Source organism: Pelagerythrobacter rhizovicinus (assembly GCF_004135625.1).
GTDB lineage: Bacteria > Pseudomonadota > Alphaproteobacteria > Sphingomonadales > Sphingomonadaceae > Pelagerythrobacter > Pelagerythrobacter rhizovicinus.
The window spans coordinates 1468598-1487939 of the sequence record NZ_SDPV01000001.1; the positions used below are offsets into that span (position 1 = coordinate 1468598).

At 65.9% G+C, this 19342-nt stretch carries 20 protein-coding genes and 1 tRNA gene; 5 read left to right on the forward strand and 16 right to left on the reverse strand.

Translation table 11 applies throughout. The features are described 5' to 3' along the window. Positions 1-263: 263 nt before the first annotated feature. Both ETX26_RS07005 and ETX26_RS07010 read right to left on the reverse strand, forming a co-directional pair. The gene (locus ETX26_RS07005; RefSeq protein ID WP_129523896.1) at positions 264-446 is read right to left on the reverse strand and encodes a CsbD family protein; all 183 of its coding nucleotides are present in this window, start codon (positions 444-446) and stop codon (positions 264-266) included. An 88-nt stretch (positions 447-534) separates the two neighbouring features. Next, positions 535-927 (reverse strand): EVE domain-containing protein, encoded by a 393-nt coding sequence (locus tag ETX26_RS07010; RefSeq protein WP_129524196.1) that lies wholly within the window; start codon positions 925-927, stop codon positions 535-537. A 203-nt stretch (positions 928-1130) separates the two neighbouring features. Between ETX26_RS07010 and ETX26_RS07015 the strand changes: the two genes are divergently transcribed. The 5 genes from ETX26_RS07015 to ETX26_RS07035 are packed head-to-tail and all read left to right on the forward strand — an operon-like array spanning position 1131 to position 6339. After that, a complete protein-coding gene (locus tag ETX26_RS07015; protein WP_129523897.1) occupies positions 1131-2753 on the forward strand; it encodes a putative bifunctional diguanylate cyclase/phosphodiesterase in 1623 nt (540 codons plus the stop codon). Positions 2754-2793: 40 nt separating this feature from the next. Further along, complete coding sequence (gene dapF / locus ETX26_RS07020; RefSeq protein WP_129523898.1) at positions 2794-3603, forward strand: diaminopimelate epimerase; 810 nt, start codon at positions 2794-2796, stop codon at positions 3601-3603. Continuing rightward, entirely contained in the window at positions 3600-4778 is a 1179-nt protein-coding gene (locus ETX26_RS07025) for a MiaB/RimO family radical SAM methylthiotransferase (protein WP_129523899.1), read from the forward strand. Before dapF ends, ETX26_RS07025 begins: the two co-directional genes overlap by 4 nt. Further along, positions 4775-5698 carry a signal recognition particle-docking protein FtsY gene (ftsY, locus tag ETX26_RS07030; RefSeq protein ID WP_129523900.1) on the forward strand — a complete coding sequence of 308 codons (924 nt, stop codon included), beginning with the start codon at positions 4775-4777 and terminating at the stop codon, positions 5696-5698. The genes ETX26_RS07025 and ftsY overlap by 4 nt, the downstream gene beginning before the upstream one ends. Beyond that, positions 5695-6339, forward strand: a complete 645-nt coding sequence (locus tag ETX26_RS07035; protein WP_129523901.1) for an inner membrane-spanning protein YciB — start codon at positions 5695-5697, stop codon at positions 6337-6339. The genes ftsY and ETX26_RS07035 overlap by 4 nt, the downstream gene beginning before the upstream one ends. Before the next feature lie 108 nt (positions 6340-6447). Here the strand turns inward: ETX26_RS07035 and ETX26_RS07040 are convergent, their stop codons facing one another. The 14 genes from ETX26_RS07040 to bamA form a co-directional block, all read right to left on the reverse strand. After that, the gene (locus tag ETX26_RS07040; protein ID WP_129523902.1) at positions 6448-8379 is read right to left on the reverse strand and encodes a potassium transporter Kup; all 1932 of its coding nucleotides are present in this window, start codon (positions 8377-8379) and stop codon (positions 6448-6450) included. Between the two features lie 108 nt (positions 8380-8487). Beyond that, entirely contained in the window at positions 8488-9120 is a 633-nt protein-coding gene (locus tag ETX26_RS07045) for a tetratricopeptide repeat protein (protein WP_129523903.1), read from the reverse strand. After that, positions 9117-9512: a cytochrome c-type biogenesis protein gene (locus ETX26_RS07050; protein ID WP_129523904.1), complete on the reverse strand. Its 396-nt coding sequence runs from the start codon at positions 9510-9512 to the stop codon at positions 9117-9119. Before ETX26_RS07050 ends, ETX26_RS07045 begins: the two co-directional genes overlap by 4 nt. A gap of 98 nt (positions 9513-9610) precedes the next feature. Further along, a complete protein-coding gene (locus ETX26_RS07055) occupies positions 9611-10138 on the reverse strand; it encodes a DsbE family thiol:disulfide interchange protein (protein WP_129523905.1) in 528 nt (175 codons plus the stop codon). Beyond that, on the reverse strand, positions 10138-12084 hold the full coding sequence (locus ETX26_RS07060) for a heme lyase CcmF/NrfE family subunit (RefSeq protein ID WP_129523906.1): 1947 nt from the start codon (positions 12082-12084) through the stop codon (positions 10138-10140). Before ETX26_RS07060 ends, ETX26_RS07055 begins: the two co-directional genes overlap by 1 nt. Continuing rightward, complete coding sequence (gene ccmE, locus ETX26_RS07065) at positions 12081-12596, reverse strand: cytochrome c maturation protein CcmE (RefSeq protein WP_129523907.1); 516 nt, start codon at positions 12594-12596, stop codon at positions 12081-12083. Before ccmE ends, ETX26_RS07060 begins: the two co-directional genes overlap by 4 nt. Continuing rightward, positions 12542-12682, reverse strand: a complete 141-nt coding sequence (locus ETX26_RS07070; protein WP_129523908.1) for a heme exporter protein CcmD — start codon at positions 12680-12682, stop codon at positions 12542-12544. Before ETX26_RS07070 ends, ccmE begins: the two co-directional genes overlap by 55 nt. Then, positions 12682-13404, reverse strand: coding sequence for a heme ABC transporter permease CcmC (ccmC, locus tag ETX26_RS07075; RefSeq protein ID WP_129523909.1), 723 nt, complete (start codon positions 13402-13404; stop codon positions 12682-12684). The genes ETX26_RS07070 and ccmC overlap by 1 nt, the downstream gene beginning before the upstream one ends. Positions 13405-13467: 63 nt before the next feature. Then, a complete protein-coding gene (locus ETX26_RS07080) occupies positions 13468-14532 on the reverse strand; it encodes a Leu/Phe/Val dehydrogenase (protein WP_129523910.1) in 1065 nt (354 codons plus the stop codon). A 45-nt stretch (positions 14533-14577) separates the two neighbouring features. Continuing rightward, a tRNA-His gene (locus ETX26_RS07085) sits at positions 14578-14654 on the reverse strand. A gap of 403 nt (positions 14655-15057) precedes the next feature. Then, positions 15058-15285: a 50S ribosomal protein L31 gene (gene rpmE / locus ETX26_RS07090; RefSeq protein ID WP_129523911.1), complete on the reverse strand. Its 228-nt coding sequence runs from the start codon at positions 15283-15285 to the stop codon at positions 15058-15060. A gap of 122 nt (positions 15286-15407) precedes the next feature. Beyond that, complete coding sequence (fabZ, locus tag ETX26_RS07095) at positions 15408-15875, reverse strand: 3-hydroxyacyl-ACP dehydratase FabZ (protein ID WP_129523912.1); 468 nt, start codon at positions 15873-15875, stop codon at positions 15408-15410. A gap of 25 nt (positions 15876-15900) precedes the next feature. Further along, a complete protein-coding gene (locus ETX26_RS07100; RefSeq protein ID WP_129523913.1) occupies positions 15901-16587 on the reverse strand; it encodes an OmpH family outer membrane protein in 687 nt (228 codons plus the stop codon). Then, positions 16587-19310 (reverse strand): outer membrane protein assembly factor BamA, encoded by a 2724-nt coding sequence (gene bamA, locus ETX26_RS07105; RefSeq protein ID WP_129524197.1) that lies wholly within the window; start codon positions 19308-19310, stop codon positions 16587-16589. The genes ETX26_RS07100 and bamA overlap by 1 nt, the downstream gene beginning before the upstream one ends. Between the last annotated feature and the right edge of the window lie 32 nt (positions 19311-19342).

A 19342-nucleotide genomic window follows, 5' to 3' on the forward strand; every position in this document is an offset into this window, starting at 1 on the left:
TGCGATGGATGGGCGCCACCGGGGGGGACGCAAGAGATCTCCCTCCGTTCGCGTGACATGCGGAGGCAGGCTCGCCCGAAACGGATGGCGGGCGGCTTCGTCGGTGAGGACAAGAGATCGGCGCATGGCGGGTGATTAACGTTCTGCTAACCATTCGGCTCCCACCCTCTGCAGAATGTCGCACCGCGGGACGGTTTGACCGGCGCCGCATACGAAAAAGGGCCGCATGACGAGCGGCCCTTTCGCGTCCGTAGCTCGGCTAATCAGACCTTGTCGCCGACCGCGCCTTTCACCTCGCCCTTGAGGTTCTGCGCCTGCCCCTTGCGCTCCTGCGCCTTGCCTTCGGCGTCGAGCCGCGGATTGCCGATCACTTCGGCAGCCGCCCGCTTCGCATTGCCAGCGATCTCGTTGCCGAGGCCCTTCGCCTTGTCCTTGAATTCACCCATGAGGAACTCTCCTGCGTTATCTGCCGGCGGGCGGGATTGCGCGCCATCTTGCAGGACCAACGCGGACGAATGTGCCTCGTTCCGCTCGCTAAGCTCCTGCCATAGACAGAATTTTCTTCCATTCTGCGGGGCGCACTTCGGACACGGACAGCCGCGACTGACGGACAAGCTCCATGTCCGCTAGCGCGGGCTCGGCCTTGACTTGCTTGAGCGTCACCGGCCGTGGCAGCTTCTCTTTCGGCTTGACCTTCACTGCCGCCCACTTCCCCTCCGGGTCGGTCGGGTCAGCGATCCCGGCCACGCTGATCTCGACGACGCCGACGATTTCGAGCCCGATGTTGGAATGGTAGAAGAACGCCTGATCGCCGATCTTCATCGCGGCGAGATTGTTCTTCGCCCGGTGGTTGCGCACTCCGTCCCACGTCCCCTCGCCTTCCGCGACGAGATCATCCCAACCGTAGACGTCGGGTTCGGATTTCATCAGCCAGTAGCGGGGCACGCAAACACTCTCCTTCGATCGCTTGTCGGACGCCGACGTGCGATAGCGGCCGGAGCGGCGCCTGACTACCGGCGGGAGCTTGCCAACGATGTCGGTCGCGGGTGCTTAACCTCTTCTTCAACTCGTTCGGGCATATGAAAGACATCGGGATATCTGGGGGCGAGGTGGCGGCGGTCGCCGATTCTATGGGGTCACGCAAGCAAACAGAACCGCACGTTCCGGCCGCCAATCGCGATCTGGTCGCGATGGGAATCGCGGCCGCGGCGATCCTGATGTTCATCGGCACAGGCGGATCGGTTCTGCCCAAGGCGATCCGCGGGTGGCTCGGCACCGGACCTGGACCGGACGACCTGCTCGTTAGCGCCATGCTGCTCAACATCGCGCTGATCATCTTCGGCTGGCGGCGCTATGTCGAACTCGTCGCCGAGATCGAGCAACGCAAGGCGGCGGAAGAGCGCGCGCGCGAGCTCGCGGATACCGATCCGCTGACCGGTTGCCTCAATCGGCGGAGCCTTCCATCTTCCGCCGAGGGCCTCATCGCACGTTGCTCAGGCACCGCGAACGCGGTCGCCTTCGTGATGATCGATCTCGACAACTTCAAGCAGATCAACGACCTGAACGGGCATATAGCCGGTGACAAGGTGCTGCGAGAGACCGCGCAGCGCCTCCGGGCCGTCCTCCCTCCCGAGACGTTGATTGCCCGGCTCGGCGGCGACGAGTTCGCCTGCGTCCTGCCCTACGATGCTGCGAACCCGAGCAGGATCGACCGGTTGACGGAGCGCATGATCGAGCGGATCGCCGAGCCGGTCGACCTGTCTGGCCATTCGGCGGAAATCACGGTGTCCATCGGGCTCGCCTCCACCCTGCACGAGCCGTTCGACGGGATATCGGACGCCCAGGCCTTCCTGCACCGCGCCGACATTGCCATGTATCACGCGAAGAAGCGGGGAAAGAATCGCTACTACTGGTTCGAACCACAGATGGAGAACGAGCGCCGCTTTCGCAATGCGCTCGAGGCCGGCATCCGCGCCGGCCTCGCCAACGGCGAATTCGTGCCCTACTACGAACAGCAGATAGATATCGAAACCGGCAGCCTCACCGGATTCGAGATGCTTGCGCGCTGGAACTCGCCCCGTTTCGGCCTGGTTTCGCCCGAGGTATTCATTCCGGTCGCCGAGGATATGGGCGTGATCCCGCTCCTGTCCGAACAGCTCATCGAACGCGCGCTTGAAGATGCGAAGCGGTGGGATCCGGCGCTGACGCTGTCGGTCAATATCTCGCCACTGCAGCTCAACGATCCCTGGTTCGCCCAGCGCATGCTCAAGCTGCTGGTGAAGCACAATTTCCCGCCGCAGCGGTTCGAAATCGAGATCACGGAGAGCTGCCTGCACGAGAATGTCGCGCTGGTCCGCTCGATGATCCTCAGTCTGCGCAACCAGGGCATAAAGATCAGCCTGGACGATTTCGGCACGGGCTATTCCAGCCTCGCACAACTGCGCTCCCTTCCGTTCGATCGGATCAAGATCGACCGCAGCTTCGTCAGCGAGATGGGGCAGGACGGCGACGGATCGAAGATCGTCGATGCGATCGTTTCGCTCGGCGAAGGGCTCGGCATGCCGATCACCGCCGAGGGTATCGAGGACGACGCTGTCCTCGCGCGCCTGCGCGAGCTGGGACAGCTCAAGGGCCAGGGATATATCTACGGCCGCCCTGAAACGATCGAACAGGTCCGCGAGCGGCTCGGTGCGCTGGGGCGGCTGACCGACAACGCACCGGACGGCGCCGAGACGATGAGCAAGAGCGCCTGACACTGGACGCGCCGCCATGCGGCGCATAGATGCGCCAGCAATGCGCGTTCCCTTCGTCAAGATGCACGGTCTCGGCAACGACTTCGTCGTGCTCGACGCACGCGGCGAACGCCTCCCGACGATGACACCGTCCACTGCTGCGGCACTGGCCAACCGGCGCACCGGGATCGGATGCGATCAGGTGATCCTCCTCGAGCCCTCCGAAGCTGCCGATTTCCGCATGCGCATCTTCAATTCCGATGGCGGCGAGGTCGAGGCCTGCGGCAATGCGTCGCGTGCGGTGGCGCTGCTGCACGGGGCGGAGGCCCTGGTCGAGACGGCGGGCGGCACGATCCGCGTCCAGCCCGCGAACGGCGGCGCGCGCGTCGACATGGGCGTGCCCCGCTTCGGCTGGGAGGACATTCCCCTCGCCTACGCGATGGACACGCTGACGATGCCGGTCGGATGGGAGGCACTCGAGAGCCCCTCGGCGGTGAACGTCGGCAATCCGCATGTCGTGTTTTTCGTCGAGGATTGCGACGCGCTGCCACTCGAAGCCCTGGGCCCGCGGATCGAGCGCGACCCGCTATTTCCCGAGCGCGTCAACGTCAACGTCGCGACGGTGGAGAGCCGCCGCCGAATTCGCCTGCGCGTCTGGGAACGCGGCGCGGGGCTCACCCGCGCCTGCGGCACCGGCGCCTGCGCCACCGCGGTCGCCGCGATGCGGCGCAGGCTCGTCGAGCGCGAGGTCGAAGTGCAACTGCCTGGCGGCGTGCTGACGATCGCCTGGGGGGAGGACGGCCGGATCACGATGGCCGGACCTGCCGCCGAGGCCTACCGCGGCAGCTTCGAGTGGGACGATTTCGCATGAGCGCCGGCCCCGAGGTGATCTCGCTCGGCTGCCGCCTCAACATCGCCGAGAGCGAGCATATACGCGCCATGCTGGCCGGCGAACGCGACGTGGTGGTGGTCAATAGCTGCGCCGTGACGGCCGAGGCGGTCCGCACCACGCGCCAGGCGATCCGCAAGGCGCGCCGCGAGCGGCCGGACGCGCGCCTGCTCGTCACCGGCTGCGCTGCGGAGGTCGAGCGCGAACAGCTCGCCGCCATGCCCGAGGTCGACGGGCTGGTCGCGAATACGAGCAAGCTGGACCGGCGAGCCTGGAACGCGCCCGAGCGCGCGCCCGCAATTCCCCCGCGCCGCACGCGCGCCTTCGTCGCGGTCCAGAACGGGTGCGATCATAGCTGCACCTTCTGCGTCATCCCCGCGGGCCGCGGCGCGAGCCGTTCGCTGACGATCTCGCAGGTCCTCGCCGAAATCGACGGCCACCTGGCGCAGGGCGCGCCCGAGGTGGTGCTGACCGGCGTGGACGTGACCTCGTGGGGCCACGACCTGCCCGACCGCCCTCCTCTCGGCCGACTCGTACAGGCCATCCTCGATCGCTTTCCTGAGCTCCGCCGTCTGCGGATGTCGTCGCTCGATGGCATAGAGATCGATCCCCTGCTGTTCGATCTCTTCGCCGGCGAACCGCGGCTCATGCCGCACCTTCATCTCTCCCTGCAGCACGGCAACGACCTGATCCTCAAGCGCATGAAGCGCCGTCACTTGCGCGCCGACGCGGTGACGCTGGTCGCGCGACTCAAGCAGGCGCGCGCCGAGATCGCCATCGGCGCGGACCTGATTGCCGGGTTCCCGACGGAGGACGAGGCCGCGCACGCTGATAGCCTTTCGATCGTGCGCGAGCTAGGCATCGTCCACGGACACGTGTTTCCCTACTCACCGCGACCGGGCACTCCGGCCGCCCGCATGCCGCAAGTGGCGCGCGCCACTGTGAAAGCGCGCGCCGCGGAATTGCGCGCCGAGGTCGCCCGCACGCGCGACGCCTGGCTGGACACGCTCGTAGGCGCGCCGCAATCGGTGCTCGTCGAAAGCGACGGCACCGGCTATGCGCCCAACTTCGCCCGCGTCACCGTGCCGCAGGGGACCGCGAGCGGCGCAACCGTGACAATCACCCCGCAGCGACACGAGAAAGGCCTGCTCTCATGAGCGAGACGAGCTGGAGCGAGCGGCTCTTCGGCGGCTTCCGCAAGACATCCGAACGCCTTTCGAGCAATCTCACCGGCGTGGTCGGCACCGCGCGGCTCGACGACACGACGCTCGACGATGTCGAGGATGCGCTGATCCTCTCCGACCTCGGCCCCTCGGCTGCCGCGCGCATCCGTGCGCGGCTGGCCGAGAAGCGCTTCGGTCTCGAAATCTCGGAGCGGGAGCTGAAGGAGGCGGTGGCCGAGGAGATCGCCGCAATCCTGCGCCCGGTCGCCAGGCCGCTCGAGATCGTCGCCTTCCCGCGCCCGCAGGTGATCCTCGTGATCGGCGTCAACGGGAGCGGCAAGACGACCACGATCGCCAAGCTCGCGCACTGGTTCCAGGAGGAGGACTACGGGGTCATGCTGGCGGCAGGCGACACCTTCCGCGCGGCGGCGATCGGGCAGCTTGCCACCTGGGCCGACCGGATCGGGGCGCCGATCGTGCGCGGGCCCGAGGGCGGCGACCCGGCCTCGGTCGTGTTCGACGGAGTCAAGGCCGCAACCGAACAGGGGATCGACGCGCTGGTGGTCGACACCGCCGGCCGGCTGCAGAACAAGCGCGAGCTGATGGACGAGCTGGCCAAGATCCGCCGCGTTCTCGGCCGCCTCAATCCCGAAGCGCCGCACGATGTCGTGCTCGTGCTCGACGCGACCAACGGGCAGAACGCGCTCAGCCAGATCGACGTGTTCAAGGAAGTCGCAGGGGTCACCGGCCTCATCATGACCAAGCTCGACGGCACCGCGCGCGGCGGCGTGCTCGTCGCCGCCGCCGAGCAGTACGGCCTGCCGATCCACGCGATCGGGGTGGGCGAGAAGATCGACGACTTGCGCCCGTTCGACCCCGATCTCGTCGCGCGCGTGATTGCAGGAGTGGCATGATGGCAGACGACGCAAAGCCGAAGTCCGGCTGGCTCAACATCCTGGTCGATTACGGACCGCTGCTCGTCTTCCTCGGGACCTACAAGTTCTACGCGCCGGAGGAATCCAGCCCGCTGGGCGAGATCGCCGCGGTCATCCGCGGCACCGTCGCGTTCATGGTCGCCGCGGTCGTCGCCCTGGTCTTCTCCAAGTGGAAGTTCGGCCGCGTCTCGCCGATGCTGTGGCTGTCGACCGCGCTGATCGTCGGTTTCGGCGCGCTGACCATCTGGCTGCGCGACGAGAGCTTCATCCAGATCAAGCCCACCGTGATCTACGTGCTCTTCGGCCTCGCGCTGATAATCGGCTGGCTGCGCGGCCGCGCCCTGCTCGAGATTCTCCTCGGCGCCGCGTTCGAGGGGCTGGACGAGCAGGGCTGGCTCAAGCTCTCGCGCAACTGGGGCCTGTTCTTCTTCGCCCTCGCCGCGCTCAACGAGGTCCTGCGCGCGACGCTGTCGTTCGAAAGCTGGCTCTGGGCCAAGCTCTGGGTGTTCCTGCCGCTGAGCTTCCTCTTCACCTTCACCCAGATCCCGATGCTGCTGCGGCACGGGCTCGCCGCGGAAGGGGTGAAGGAGGAAGAGCAGACTCCGCCGCCGACCGCCTGACCCCTACCCCCTCGGATAGCGGTCGCCCCGCGAAGACACGGAGGCGAGGCTGGCCGAATCCCGCCCTCACGAGAGCGATGGGGTCGATGGTTGGCGCTCTTTCAGCCACTAGATCTCGACCTGGCTCCCCAGCTCCACCACGCGGTTCGTTGGCAGGCGGAAAAACTCCATTGCGGTCGCCGCATTGCGCAGCATCCACGAGAATATCTTCTCGCGCCAGATCATCATGCTCGGATTCTTCGACGGCAGCAGAGTTTGGCGACTGAGAAAGAAGCTGGTCTGCATCATGTCGAACTCGCCCCCGCAGTGGCGCACTTGCTTGAGCGCCGCGGGTACATCCGTTTCCTCCATGAAGCCGTAGCGCAGCACCATGCGGTAGAATCCCTCGCCGAGATCGTCGAACTCGATCCGGTTTTCGGGATCGACGTAGGGTTCCTCGGCGATCTCGACCGTCAGGATTACCACCCGCTCGTGCAGCACCTTGTTGTGCTTGATGTTGTGCAGCAGCGCGGAGGGTACACCGGCAGTGGTCGAGGCCATGAAGATCGCCGTTCCGGGCACGCGAATAGCGCTGTTTTGCGCGGACTTTGCGAAAATCTCGATCGGCAGCGCCACCTCGCTCATCCGGTCGCGCATCAGCTTGCGTCCGCGCGCCCAGGTGGTGAGGAAGGTAAAGGCGATCGCCCCCACCAGCAGAGGGAACCACCCCCCGTCGGGCACCTTCGTCAGATTCGCGCCGAAGAACGCCCCGTCGACCACGAAGAACGCCGCCGCGGCCGGAATCACGATCCACATCTTCCAGCGCCACACCGCAACGAACAGCACCGCCATCAGGCAGGTGTCGATCAGCATCGCGCCGGTTACCGCGATGCCATAGGCGCTCGCGAGGTTGGATGAGTTCCCGAAGGTGAGGACGAGCAGGATCACCGCGACCATCAGCACCCAGTTCACGAAGGGGATATAGATCTGTCCGTGCTCTGTTTCGCTGGTGTGCAGAATCGAGAGGCGCGGAACGTAGCCAAGCTGGATCGCCTGATGGGTGACCGAAAACGCGCCCGTGATCACCGCCTGGCTTGCGATGAAGGTTGCGCACGTCGCCAGCAGAACGAGCGGCAGACGATAGGCTTCCGGCGCCATGAGGAAGAACGGGTTCCGGATTGCCTCCGCCGCAGCCGCGGCTTCGAGGCCCATGATCATCGCTGCCTGGCCGAAATAGTTGAGCAGCAGGCAAGGCATGACGAAGCCGAACCACCCGATCCTGAGCGCCCCGCGACCGAAGTGCCCCATATCGGCGTAGAGCGCCTCCGCCCCTGTGACCGCCAGCACTACCGAACCCAGCGCCAGGAAGGCGAGTAGCTTGTCGGTCATGAAGAACTGCACTGCGTACCACGGGTTGAGCGCCGCCAGCACGCCCGGGTTCTGCACGATCTGGATCAGGCCCAGCACGGCCAGCACGCTGAAGTAGATCAGCATGACCGGCGCGAAGAGCCTGCCCACTCTGGCGGTCCCGCGCCGTTGAATAAGGAAGAGCCCGATCAGCAGCACCAGGGCAATTGGAATGACGTAAGGCTCGAAGCGATCCTCGACCGTGGTCAGGCCTTCCACTGCCGAGAGCACCGAGATCGCCGGAGTGATCATGCTGTCGCCGTAGAACAACGCTGTTGCAAAGACGCCGAGCATTACAGCGACCCAGCCGTAGCCCGTCCTTCCGACACGGCCCGAGATGAGTGCGACGAGCGCCAGCGTGCCACCCTGCCCCTTGTTGTCGGCACGCATCATGATGGTGACGTACTGGAGCGAGACGATAATCGTCATCGACCAGAAGATCAGACTGAGCACGCCGAGCAGATGCAGCGTGTCGAGCGCGAGGGGATGGGGCCCGGCAAAAGTTTCGCGAAAAGCGTATATCGGGCTCGTACCGATGTCGCCAAAGACGATCCCGATCGCCCCCAGGACGAGCGCCGCCTTCGGCGACGGCGCACCCTGTCCTCGCGCGCCGCCGTCTGGCGACGAGTCCCGTGTCGAGGAAAGTTCGCTCATAGAAACGGCATTCCCGAATTCGCCCGGTGGTGCCTGAATGCGGCCTGTTGCAGGGCGGCGGCGCTTAGCACCGCGTTTTCGCAGGTGCAACATGCACGGCGCCCATAGCTATCGCTCCTCCGCGGCCGCGATCAGGGCCTCCAGCTTCTCAAGCCGTTGTTCCATCGGCTCGACCCATTCGGCGCCCGCGGGCGCTTCAGCGATGGCCTGCGCCCACAGCGCGCTCGCTTCGCGCGGACGGCCCGCGCGCAACAGGGCGAGTCCGTGGAAGTATGGCGCGGCCGGATGCCCAGGCGCGGCCTGCTCCGCCCGAGCGTAGGCGTAGACCGCCGCACGGGTGAGATTTCCGTCCGCGTGCTCGACCAGCGCGTTGCCGAGCGCGACCCAGGCTTCGGCATGGCCGGGGTTCTCCCGCACCACGCTGCGCAGCATCTGCGCCGCATCGGCATATTGCCCGCGCCGCGCGAAGCCATCGGAGACGAGGACGAAGTCGCTCGCCTGCATCGTGGAATCGAACATCGCGCGGCGTGCCTCGATCATCGCAGCGCTCGTCTCGTTCACTTCCGGCACAGCGGCCTTCGGCGCGGCGGGCACGTCCGGGTTCGCCTGAAAAGCATAGCCGGCCAGCCCGAACAACAGCGCCGCGCCGAACGCCGCCCAGCCCCCGCGCGGCAGGCGCAGCGCGAACGCGGCGATCAGGAACAGCGCACCCGCCAGCGCGATGGCCGGAAGCCAGCTCATCGCGCCCTCCGCAGACGCCGCCAGAGAATCGCCCCTGCCCCCGCGGCTAGCAGCAGCGGGACCGCGAAGAGCGGCCAGGTAGTCTCGCTCACCACCGGCGCGTAGCTGACGTAATCGCCGTAGCGCTCGACCAGCCAGGCACGGATCGCCTCCGGCGTCTCACCGGCAGCGATACGCGTGCGGACCTGGTGGCGCATGTCGCCCGCCATCGCGGCGTCACTGTCGGCAATCGACTGGCTCTGGCAGGTCAGACAGCGCAGTGTCTCCATCAGGGCTTGCGCCTCGGCTTCCTTCGCCGGGTCCTCGAGCTGGCGGTAAGCGTAAGGTGCAGGCGGAAGCGATTGCTGAGCGGCCAGCTGCGGCGCAAGCAAACCTATCAAAAACAACGCCATCGCAGCGAAAGCTGAGGTCGCTTTCCACGCGCTCCGAAGGTGCCGCACGCGATCCCCGCTTTCGCGGGGATCACGGATAAGGCGAAGGCGCGCCAGACTCACTCCCCAGCCTCCTGCAGCTTCTCCAGCAGGATCGGCACGTGTTCGGCGCGGATGTCGCCGATGTGCTGATAGCGGATCACGCCCCGGCCATCGATCACGAAGGTCTCGGGCACGCCCGAGGAGCCGATCGCGAGCTGTACTTGGGAGAGGTCGTCTCCCCCGATCCGGGTGTAGGGGTTGCCGTGGCGCGCCAGGAAAGCCGCGACATCCTCGGGCCGGTCGCGGATGGCAATGCCGACAATCTCGGCACCCTCCTGCTTCAGCCTCTCAAGCTGCGGCGCCTCGGCGATGCAAGGCAGGCACCAGCTTGCCCAGATATTCAGCAGACGCGGCTTGCCGTCGCGGAAATCCGCCGTCGATACGCCGGGCATCCCCTCGGCCGCGGCGCGCAGATCGAATTCTGGCAGCGGCTTGCCGACCATTGCGCTGGGCACGAGGTCGTCCTTCGGCTGCGTGAGCTGATATGTCGCCACGCCGAGAAAGCCGGCAAAGAGCAGCAGGGGGAGCCACCACCACCAACGCATCAGACCGGCTCCTCGCCTCGGCGCTGGGCGATCCGCGCACGAACCGCGCGGCGTCGAAGATCGTCGATCACCCGCCCGATCAGCGCGAGAGCGCCACCGAGCGCCACCAGCATGCCACCATACCAGATGAAGGTCACGAACGGCTTCCACCACAGGCGCAACTGCCAGCGCCCGGCACCGGCCTCGCTACCCACCACCGCGTAGAGCTGGCCGTTCCAGCGGGTCGCCAGCGCGCTTTCGGTGGTCTCCTGCGGCGGGGCCCAGAAGCTGCGCGATTGCGGATCCAACTCGATCGGATCGCCGCCGGCGTAGCTTGCCAGCAAGTGCCCTTCGATCGCGGTCCAGTTCGGCCCGGCGGCGGGCAGGACGTCGGAGAGCGTGACCTCCCATGGACCCACTTGCGCAGTGCCTCCTGCAGCGACTGCTGCCAGCCGCTCCTCGGAAAAGGCGCTTTCGCTTGCCATACCGAACAGCGCGACCGCCAGACCAAAGTGTGCGACCACCATGCCCCAGACGGCGAGCGGCACGCGTGTGAGCCGGCGCCCGCGCAGCGGCAGGAAGCTGGCCACGGCGAGCCCTACCGCGATCGCAAGGCCAAGCAGCGGCAGAACCCCCGTTTCGTCCAGCGCCAGCGCGCCGATGAGCGCCACCAGCATGATCGCACCGATCAGGATCAGCGGACGGTGGACTCGCTCCATCGAATCCCGCCGCCAGCGCAGCAGCGGACCGACGGCCATCACCAGCAGCATCGGAATAACGAAGATCGCCCCTACCGCATTGAAATAGGGCGGTCCCACCGAAACACGCACGTCGAAAGCTTCGGTCAGCAGCGGGTAAAGCGTGCCGAGCAGCACGATTCCCAGGATAGCGCTCAGCATCACGTTGTTGAACACCAGCGCTCCCTCCCGACTGGTGACGGCGAAGCGCTGCCCCTCGCTTACCGTTCCTGCGCGCAGGGCGAACAGCGCCAGCGCACCGCCGATGTAGAGCGTCAGGAGCACCAGGATGAAGCTGCCGCGTTCGGGGTCGACCGCGAAGGCGTGGACGCTCGTCAGAATGCCCGAGCGCACGAGGAACGTGCCGAGCATGCTCATCGAGAAGGCGACCACTCCCAGCATGATCGTCCAGGCGCGCAGCGCGTCGCGCGCAGCGAGCACGCTCGCCGAGTGGAGCAGCGCGGTCGCGGCCAGCCAGGGCATGAGCGAGGCGTTCTCGACCGGATCCCAGAACCACCAGCCGCCCCAGCCGAGCTCGTAGTAGGCCCAATACGACCCCGCGGTGATGCCGAGCGTGAGGAACACCCAGGCGCCGAGCACCCACGGCCGCATCACGCGTGCGAACTCGGGCGTGACCTGCCGTGTGAGCAGCGCTCCGACCGCGAAACTGAACGCGACCGAGAGCCCCACGTAGCCGAAGTAAAGCGTCGGCGGATGGAGCGCGAGGCCGATGTCCTGCAGCAGCGGATTGAGCCCCAGCCCCTCGATCGGTGGCTGCGGCAGCCGCTCGAACGGGTTCGAGCTGACGATCAGGAAGGCGTAGAAGCCGAGCCCGACGAAGGCCTGCGCGGCGAGTGTCGCAAGCATGGTCTTCTCCGGCAGGCGCCGCTCCACCAGAGCGATCAGCGCGCCCGACAGCGCCATGACGGCGACCCACAACAGCATCGAGCCTTCGTGGTTGCCCCAAGCACCGGCGAGCTTGAAGATCATCGGCTTGGCAGAATGCGAGTTCGCAGCGACGAGCTTCACCGAAAGATCGGTGATTGCGAACAGCCACAGCAGCACCAAGAAAGCGAACGCGCAGGCGATCCCCTGGATGACCGCCGCTGGCCGCACAAGCGCCGCAACACCCTCTCCGCCCGGCCGCAACGCCATCGCCCCGGCATAGAGCTGCAGGGCAGCTAGCGCCGCAGCCAGCCACAGGGCGGCCAGGCCGAGTTCGGCGATCACGCGCCGCCCTCGGTCTCGGCGACCACTTCGCGCTTCTGGTGCTCGCTCATCTCCTGCAGTTCGCGCGGCACGTAGTTCTCGTCATGCTTGGCGAGCAGGTTGTCGGCGAGGAACGTGCCATCGGGGCCAAGCCGCCCTTCTGCCACGACGCCCGAGCCCTCGACGAACAGATCCGGCAGGATGCCGGCGAACCGCACCGGCACCCGCGCCTCGCCGTCGCCGACGACAAAGGCGACCGTCACACCATCAGACAGCGTGCGGATCGAGCCTTCCTCGACCATGCCGCCCAGCCGCACGGCGCGACCCGGGTCGGGCGGTTCGGCGACGATCTCTTCGGGCACGTAGAAATAGCTCGCCTGGCTGCGCAGCGCCCAGGCGGCAAGCAGGCCGGCCGCGACCAAGGCAATCAGCGCGATGACGACCAGCACGAGCCGCTGGTGCTTCGGTTTGAGCGTACTCACTTGCGGCGCGCCTCCTCGCGGCGGCGCTCGGCGCGCTTCATGTCCCACCATGCCCAGGCGACCAGCGCCAGCGTCGCGAGAATGCCTACCGCATAAGCCGCGATGACGAAGTCCCACTGATCGAGCGACTCGCGCATCACGCTGCCTCGTTCGCTTTGCGCCGCAGCCGCGCCTCGGCCTGGATGTCGCCCAGCAGCGCGCGCATCCGGGCCAGGAGGACCCCGCCGAAAATCAGCGAAAAGCCGAGCACGGCAACGAGCAATGGCACGAGGAACTCGGCATCGATCGCGCTCTTGCCGGCGGTGATGCTCGGTGGCTGGTGGAGCGAATTCCACCACACGACGGAGCGGTTGATGATCGGGATGTTGATCGCGCCGACAAGGCCGAAGATCGCCGGAATCCGGCTCGACCCTCCCTCGCGCGCGACGGCCTGTGCCAGCGCGATATAGCCGAAATAGAGGAACAGCAGAACGAGCATCGAGGTCAGTCGCCCGTCCCACACCCACCAGGTGCCCCAGGTCGGCCGGCCCCAGATCGATCCGGTGGCGAGACAGACCGCAGTGAAGACCATTCCCGGCACTGCCGCCGCCCGCGCGGCAAGGTCGGCCAGCGGGTGGCGCCAGACGAGGTAGGCCGCGCTGGCAATTGCGATCGCGGTCCAACCGCCCATGCCGAGCCAGGCGGTGGGCACGTGCAGGAAGAGGATGCGCACCGTCTCGCCCATCAGCTGGTCGGGCGGCACCACGAATAGGCCCCACGCCAATGCCGCGCCTGCAAGCACGAGCCCGCTCACGAGCAACAGCGGGGTCAACCAGCGCGCGAGCGACAGGAACCTCTTGGGATTGGCGAAGCCGTGCATGATGACATCCGTATGCCGCGCGCAATGGCAGTCCGCGCCAGCGGGGGCAAGGGATTCGCGATGTCAGCGACCGATCAGCTTCTGCGCCATCCGGTCGGCAACGACATCGGGCGAGACGCCGCTCGCGTCGCTCTCCTGCCAAATCTCCTTCAGCCGGCCAGGAATCTGCGCGATGCGCTTGCGCACCTCGTTGATGTCGCAGGCCGTGCCGTCGCGGCGAGCGAGGTACTCCAGCGTCACACTGATGATGCCGCCCGCGTTGATCACATAGTCGGGGGCGTAGAGGATGCCGCGCTCGGCCAACGTCTCGCCGTGGTGGGCGCGCGCGAGCTGGTTATTCGCGCCCCCCGCCACGATCGGCGCGTCGAGCCGCGCGATTCCGGCGTCGTCGAGGATCGCACCAAGCGCATTGGGGCTGAACACATCGCACGCCACGCCCATCACGGCATCGGGTGCCGCAGTTTCGCCTTCCAGTTCGTCCGCGAGTGCTGCCGCTCGGTCCATGTCGATATCAGAAAGCGTCAGTTTCGCTCCGTCCTTCGACAGCAGGCGCGCAACGCCACCGCCGACACTGCCAACGCCCTGGATGGCGACGTGCACGCCCCTCACCGAATCCTTGCCTAGCTTGTGGCGCACCGCCGCCTTGATACCGTGATAGATACCCATCGCCGTGAACGGCCCCGGGTCACCGCCGGCCGCACCCTCACCGTCGACCGGGAGGCCGGTGACGTATTGCGTGCGCCGCGATACCGCGACCATGTCGGCTTCCCCGATGCCTACGTCTTCCGCGGTGACGTACGCGCCCCCCAAAGTCTCGACGGCCTCGCCGAAGGCCTCGAGCATCTGGGGCGTCTTGGTTCGCTCGCGGTCGGCGAGAATCACTGCTTTGCCGCCGCCCATGGGCAGGCCGGCCATCGCGTTCTTGTAGCTCATTCCCCGGCTGAGCCGCAGGGCGTCGCGCATTGCGTCCTGAGGATCGGCGTAGTGCCAGAAGCGCGTCCCGCCCGCGCCGGGACCGAGATGCGTCGAATGGAGCGCGATGATCGCGGTCAGCCCCGATACGCGGTCACGCACCAGTTGAACGAGTTCGTGATCGTCGTAGTCCGGTTCGGTCCAGAATGCCGTCATTTTAGGAGAAAGTCCCGCTGTAACCAACGGCGAAGATCGGGGAAATGGGGCGATCGACGGGGTTCGAACCCGCGACCTCCGGTACCACAAACCGGCGCTCTAACCAACTGAGCTACGATCGCCACATGCCCCGGCCCGAGATCGGACCTGCCGTGCAAGGCGGGCTGATACGCCCGTGCGGCGCGCGGTCAAGTCGCGAACGGTGCGGGCGCGCGCCTGTTGCATAAGGATGCCCGTTTGCAAAGTAAAAACTACGTACCTCCTTCACAAACGCAAGATTGTTTCGTGGTCGCCTGAGTACCCCGCCCCGGCCACGCGCCGAACGTCCGGGACCGCGAATCCGGCGTTACGTTTCGGGTTCGGCTCGACTGCTCGTAAGCGGGGCGCCCTAAACGCGAGAAAGGCGGCCCGACCCGGACCGCCCTCCCTTGTTTCCTGGCCCAGCGAAAGCCGGATCGAGCAACCTCGCGCCCCGGAAAGCGACCACAGCTTTCGCCGCGACCGCGAGGCAGGAGAGCCTCCGCGTCAGCTCTTCTTAAGGGACAGCCCGCCGAAGCGCTTGTTGAACGCCGCGACACGGCCGCCTTCCTGAACCTGCTGCTTGCCACCGGTCCAGGCCGGGTGGCTGGTCGGATCGATATCGAGCGTCAGCGTGTCACCCTCGCTGCCCCAAGTGGAGCGCGTCTGGAACTCCGTCCCGTCGGTCATCTTGACGGTGATCATGTGGTAATCGGGATGCGTATCGGCCTTCATGGCATCGGGTCCTTTTGCATATGACCGGTTCCGACCGGCCGGCAATGTCGGGAAAGCGGCGCCCTTAGGGCGCTGCGAGTGATTTGGCAAGCCGTTCCCCTCCCGCCGGCGGGAGGACGAGATCAGTCGCTCGGTGGATCGGCAACCATCGCCGTAAACTCGGCTTCGGAGGTGGTCTTCCCCTCCACGCTGGCCCTGCCCTTGAACTTGTAGACCCGGCTGCGCTTCTGGAGGAACTCGACTTCGAGGTCGAGCAGGCAGCCAGGCGTCACGGGAGCACGGAACTTGGCGTTCTCGATCCCCATGAAATAGACCAGCTTGCCTGTTCCCGCGAGTTCGAGAGTCTCGATCCCGAGGATCGCCGCGGCCTGCGCGAGCGCTTCGATCTGAAGCACCCCGGGCATGATTGGCGCCCCAGGGAAATGCCCTTGGAAGAAGCCTTCGTTGAAGCTGACCGCCTTGACCGCGTGAATCCGCTCGCCGAGCTCGATCGACTTGACGCGATCGACCAGCAGGAGCGGGTAACGGTGCGGCAGGGCCTTGAGCACCTTGCGGATATCGTACGGCTGCGCGCCCGTTGCCTCGCTCATCGCCCTGCCTTCTTCGCGTTCCGTATCAACGGCCCGTCGGCTGCTGCTGCTGCGGCTGCTGTGCAGGTTGCGCGCCCTGTGCCGCCTGGGCCGCTTGCTGCTGCTCGCGAATCTCGCGGGGCACCCAACCCTGCGGCGGGGTGACTTGCACGCTCGGCACCAAGGCGTTCAGCTCGTTCAGGACGTCCTGCGTGAGGTTGTGCTGCGCGCCGGCATAGATCACCTGACCCGATGTTGCGTCCAGGATCAGCGAGACATTCTTCTTCTGCGCCGCGGCCTGCACGGCCTCGTCCAGGCGATCCTCGATCTGCTCCTGGGCGTAGGCGCGGCTCAGCGAGACGGGCGCCAGGATCTGCTGCAACTCACGCTGCCCGGACTGTTCGATCTGCTGGATCTGCGCGGCCTGCTGCTGCAGCGCCTGCTGGTCCGGATTCGCGGCCTGACGATCGGTGTTGAACTTCTGGATCATCGGCGTGAGCTGCGCTTCGAGTTGCTGGCGACGCGCCTCGGCCTGGTCGATCTGCGCCTTGTAGGTCGTCTGGCGCTGCTGCTCGGCTGTCTGATAGGCGTTGGAATTGGCGATCACGGCAGGGAGGCTGACAACGCCGACGCCTCGTGCGTCCTGCGCCACGGCCGGAGCAGCGAGCATCGGGGCGGAAGCCGCCGTGAGCATGAGCCCGGCCGCGACGACCGGCTTGAGAAGGTTCTTCATCAGAATTGAGTTCCTACGTTGAAAGTGAAGGTCTTTGTATCGTCGCCCGGCTCCTTCTTGAGCACGTGGGCGAAGTCGATGCGGAACGGCCCGAAGGGAGAGTTCCAGTTCACGCCAATGCCCACCGAGATGCGCGGGCTTGCGGTGTCGCCCAGGAAAACTTCCTGGAACGGGCTGGCAACCTGGTATGTGAAGGGGTCATTAGGATTGCCGTTGGCATCCGTTGGATCGGTCGTCGTCTCGTTCGGGTCCGTGGGATCGATGTAGAGCGGATTCCCGTCGCTATCGAACGCCTGGCGCCGAATTCCGTCAGGGTATGGGGCGCTTTGCAGGTCCGGGCGCGTCACGTTGAACAGCGCCCCCACGTCGAGGAAGATCGACGGCCGCAGGCCCATCTCTCGCGCGCCCGAGCCAAGCGGAATCTCGAGTTCGGCACGGCCGAGATAGTAGGCATTGCCACCTAGCGCGTCGTCGCCGACCTGATCGCGATCTGTGATCACCACGGGATTGCCGTCCTCATCCTCGCGGATCGGCTGACGCAGCACGCGCGGTCCGACACCGCGAATGTCGAAGCCGCGGAACTGCGGCTCGCCCAGGAAGAAACGGTCGGTCAGCCGCACGTCATCGACGCCGGGGCCGCGATCCTCGAGCCCCTTGATCACGCCCCCCTCACCTTGCAGCGAGAAAATGAAACCGCCGAATACCGGCCAGTACTTGGCGCCTTTGGCGCGCAGGCGCAGGTACTTCACCGATCCGCCCAAGCCGGCATATTGGGTGCTTAGCGACAGCGACTCACCACGCGTTGGCCGGTAGTTGTTGTCGAGGCTGTTATAAGCGATCGTCAATCCGACAATGGAGCTGGTTCGCTTGCCCACGGCCTCGCACAGGTAGCGGCCCGCCAGGACGGGGTCGCATTCGGTCACGCCGTCGCCGTCGATGTCGCTGTAGTAGGTGAACTCGTCGAGCGAGACGTTGTCGTAATTGAGCGTATAGCTGCCGATCGCCGAGATGTACTCGGTCAGCGGCACGCCGGCGCGAACTTCGAAACCGGTCGTCGACTGCTCAAATGTGCGGTTCCGGTCGTTGTTGAGGAAATTGAAGCTGTTGTAGTCCTTGCGGTAGATGTCGACGCCCATCGAGATGTTGCGATCGAACACATACGGCTCGGAGAAGCTCAACGCCGCCGACCGCGAGTAGCGCGACCAGTTGACCGACGCGCCCACCGTCTGTCCGCGGCCGCGGAAGTTGCGCTGGCGGATCGAGCCGGCGAGAATGAAGTTCTCGATCGACGAGAAGCCTGCGGAGAGCTGCAGCTCGCCGGTCGGCTGCTCCTCCACGTTCGCTTCGAGGATGATGCGGTCGGGGGCGCTGCCCTCCTTCTGCTCGATCTCGAAGTTTTCCTGGAAGTAGCCGAGCGAGTTGATCCGGTTGCTCGACCGCTTGACCTGGAGCGAGTTGAACGCGTCGCCCTCGGCCACGCGGAACTCGCGGCGGACGACCTTGTCCTGCGTCAGCGTGTTGCCGTTCACGTCGATCTGCTCGACATAGACGCGCGGCGCCTCACGCAGGACGAATGTAACGTCCATCGTGAGGTCTTCCTGATTTCGAACAAACTGCGGCTGCGTGTCGGCGAAGGCATAGCCGAAGGTGCCGGCAAGCTCGTTGAGCTGCTCCACCGTATCTTCGACCAGCTTGGCATTGTACCAGTCGCCGCTCTTCATCGGCAGGTTCTGCGTCATCCGCTCGCTGTCGAAGTCGCGAATCTGGCTGTCGACCGAGACATCCCCGAACTTGTAGCGCTCGCCCTCTTCGAGGACGTAGGTGATGATGAAGTCTTCCTTGTCCGGCGTCAGCTCGGCCACGGCGGAGACGACACGGAAGTCGGCATAGCCTTCGGTCAGATAGAACTGGCGCAGCTTCTGCTGGTCGAACGCCAGGCGGTCGGGATCATAGCTGGTATTCGAGCTGAAGAAGCGGAAGAAGCGCGCTTCCTTGGTGACCATCTCTCCCTTGAGTTCGCCATCATCGAAGTCCTCGTTGCCGAGGATGTTGATCTGGCGGACCTTCGACTTGGGACCCTCGCTGATCTCGAACACGACATCGACGCGGTTCTGGCTAAGCTCGACCGTTTGCGGCTCCACCGAAGCGGCAAAGCGGCCCTGGCGCTTGTAGAGCTCGATGATTCGCGCGGTGTCCGCCCGGACTTTCGAGCGCGTGAATATCTGGCGCGGGGCGAGGCGGATTTCAGGCAGGATCTTGTCGTTCTTGATCCGCCGATTGCCTTCCAGGATGATACGGTTGATGACCGGATTTTCGGTGACCTCGATAACGACATTGCCGTTGTCGTTGCGCACACTGGCTTCGGAGAAGAGCTCGGTAGCGTAAAGATCCTTCAGCGCCTGGTCGGCCACGGCCTGCGTGTAGGTGTCGCCGGCCCGCATCTCGATGTACGACAGGATCGTCGAGGGCTCGAGCCGTTGCGCACCGACTACGGTGATGGAGCGTATAATCTGCCCCTGTGGCGCCACGGCGGGCGCGGGCTGTGCCGCGGGTTGCTGCGTAGCGGGCTGCGGCGTCTGCGCGGCAGCCGGTGCGGACGTCTCTTCCTCCTGTGCCAGCAGCGGCGCAGGAACGCCGGCCAGCATGGTGCCGCAGAGCAGGGCCAGCGCGAAGCCCGTGCCGGTCTTGCCGAATGCGCCGGCGGCTTTCTCGCGTTCAATCATCGACACGGCGATCCCGTCCAATCCTTACCAAA

Bases quoted from the DNA above. Each gene is read 5' to 3' on its own strand.
- ETX26_RS07005 (WP_129523896.1), bottom strand. From the start codon at position 446: ATGGGTGAATTCAAGGACAAGGCGAAGGGCCTCGGCAACGAGATCGCT.
- ETX26_RS07010 (WP_129524196.1), bottom strand. From the start codon at position 927: ATGAAATCCGAACCCGACGTCTACGGTTGGGATGATCTCGTCGCGGAA.
- ETX26_RS07015 (WP_129523897.1), top strand. From the start codon at position 1,131: ATGGGGTCACGCAAGCAAACAGAACCGCACGTTCCGGCCGCCAATCGC.
- dapF (WP_129523898.1), top strand. From the start codon at position 2,794: ATGCGCGTTCCCTTCGTCAAGATGCACGGTCTCGGCAACGACTTCGTC.
- ETX26_RS07025 (WP_129523899.1), top strand. From the start codon at position 3,600: ATGAGCGCCGGCCCCGAGGTGATCTCGCTCGGCTGCCGCCTCAACATC.
- ftsY (WP_129523900.1), top strand. From the start codon at position 4,775: ATGAGCGAGACGAGCTGGAGCGAGCGGCTCTTCGGCGGCTTCCGCAAG.
- ETX26_RS07035 (WP_129523901.1), top strand. From the start codon at position 5,695: ATGATGGCAGACGACGCAAAGCCGAAGTCCGGCTGGCTCAACATCCTG.
- ETX26_RS07040 (WP_129523902.1), bottom strand. From the start codon at position 8,379: ATGAGCGAACTTTCCTCGACACGGGACTCGTCGCCAGACGGCGGCGCG.
- ETX26_RS07045 (WP_129523903.1), bottom strand. From the start codon at position 9,120: ATGAGCTGGCTTCCGGCCATCGCGCTGGCGGGTGCGCTGTTCCTGATC.
- ETX26_RS07050 (WP_129523904.1), bottom strand. From the start codon at position 9,512: ATGGCGTTGTTTTTGATAGGTTTGCTTGCGCCGCAGCTGGCCGCTCAG.
- ETX26_RS07055 (WP_129523905.1), bottom strand. From the start codon at position 10,138: ATGCGTTGGTGGTGGTGGCTCCCCCTGCTGCTCTTTGCCGGCTTTCTC.
- ccmE (WP_129523907.1), bottom strand. From the start codon at position 12,596: ATGGTGGGACATGAAGCGCGCCGAGCGCCGCCGCGAGGAGGCGCGCCG.
- ETX26_RS07070 (WP_129523908.1), bottom strand. From the start codon at position 12,682: ATGCGCGAGTCGCTCGATCAGTGGGACTTCGTCATCGCGGCTTATGCG.
- ccmC (WP_129523909.1), bottom strand. From the start codon at position 13,404: ATGCACGGCTTCGCCAATCCCAAGAGGTTCCTGTCGCTCGCGCGCTGG.
- ETX26_RS07080 (WP_129523910.1), bottom strand. From the start codon at position 14,532: ATGACGGCATTCTGGACCGAACCGGACTACGACGATCACGAACTCGTT.
- rpmE (WP_129523911.1), bottom strand. From the start codon at position 15,285: ATGAAGGCCGATACGCATCCCGATTACCACATGATCACCGTCAAGATG.
- fabZ (WP_129523912.1), bottom strand. From the start codon at position 15,875: ATGAGCGAGGCAACGGGCGCGCAGCCGTACGATATCCGCAAGGTGCTC.
- ETX26_RS07100 (WP_129523913.1), bottom strand. From the start codon at position 16,587: ATGAAGAACCTTCTCAAGCCGGTCGTCGCGGCCGGGCTCATGCTCACG.
- bamA (WP_129524197.1), bottom strand. From the start codon at position 19,310: ATGATTGAACGCGAGAAAGCCGCCGGCGCATTCGGCAAGACCGGCACG.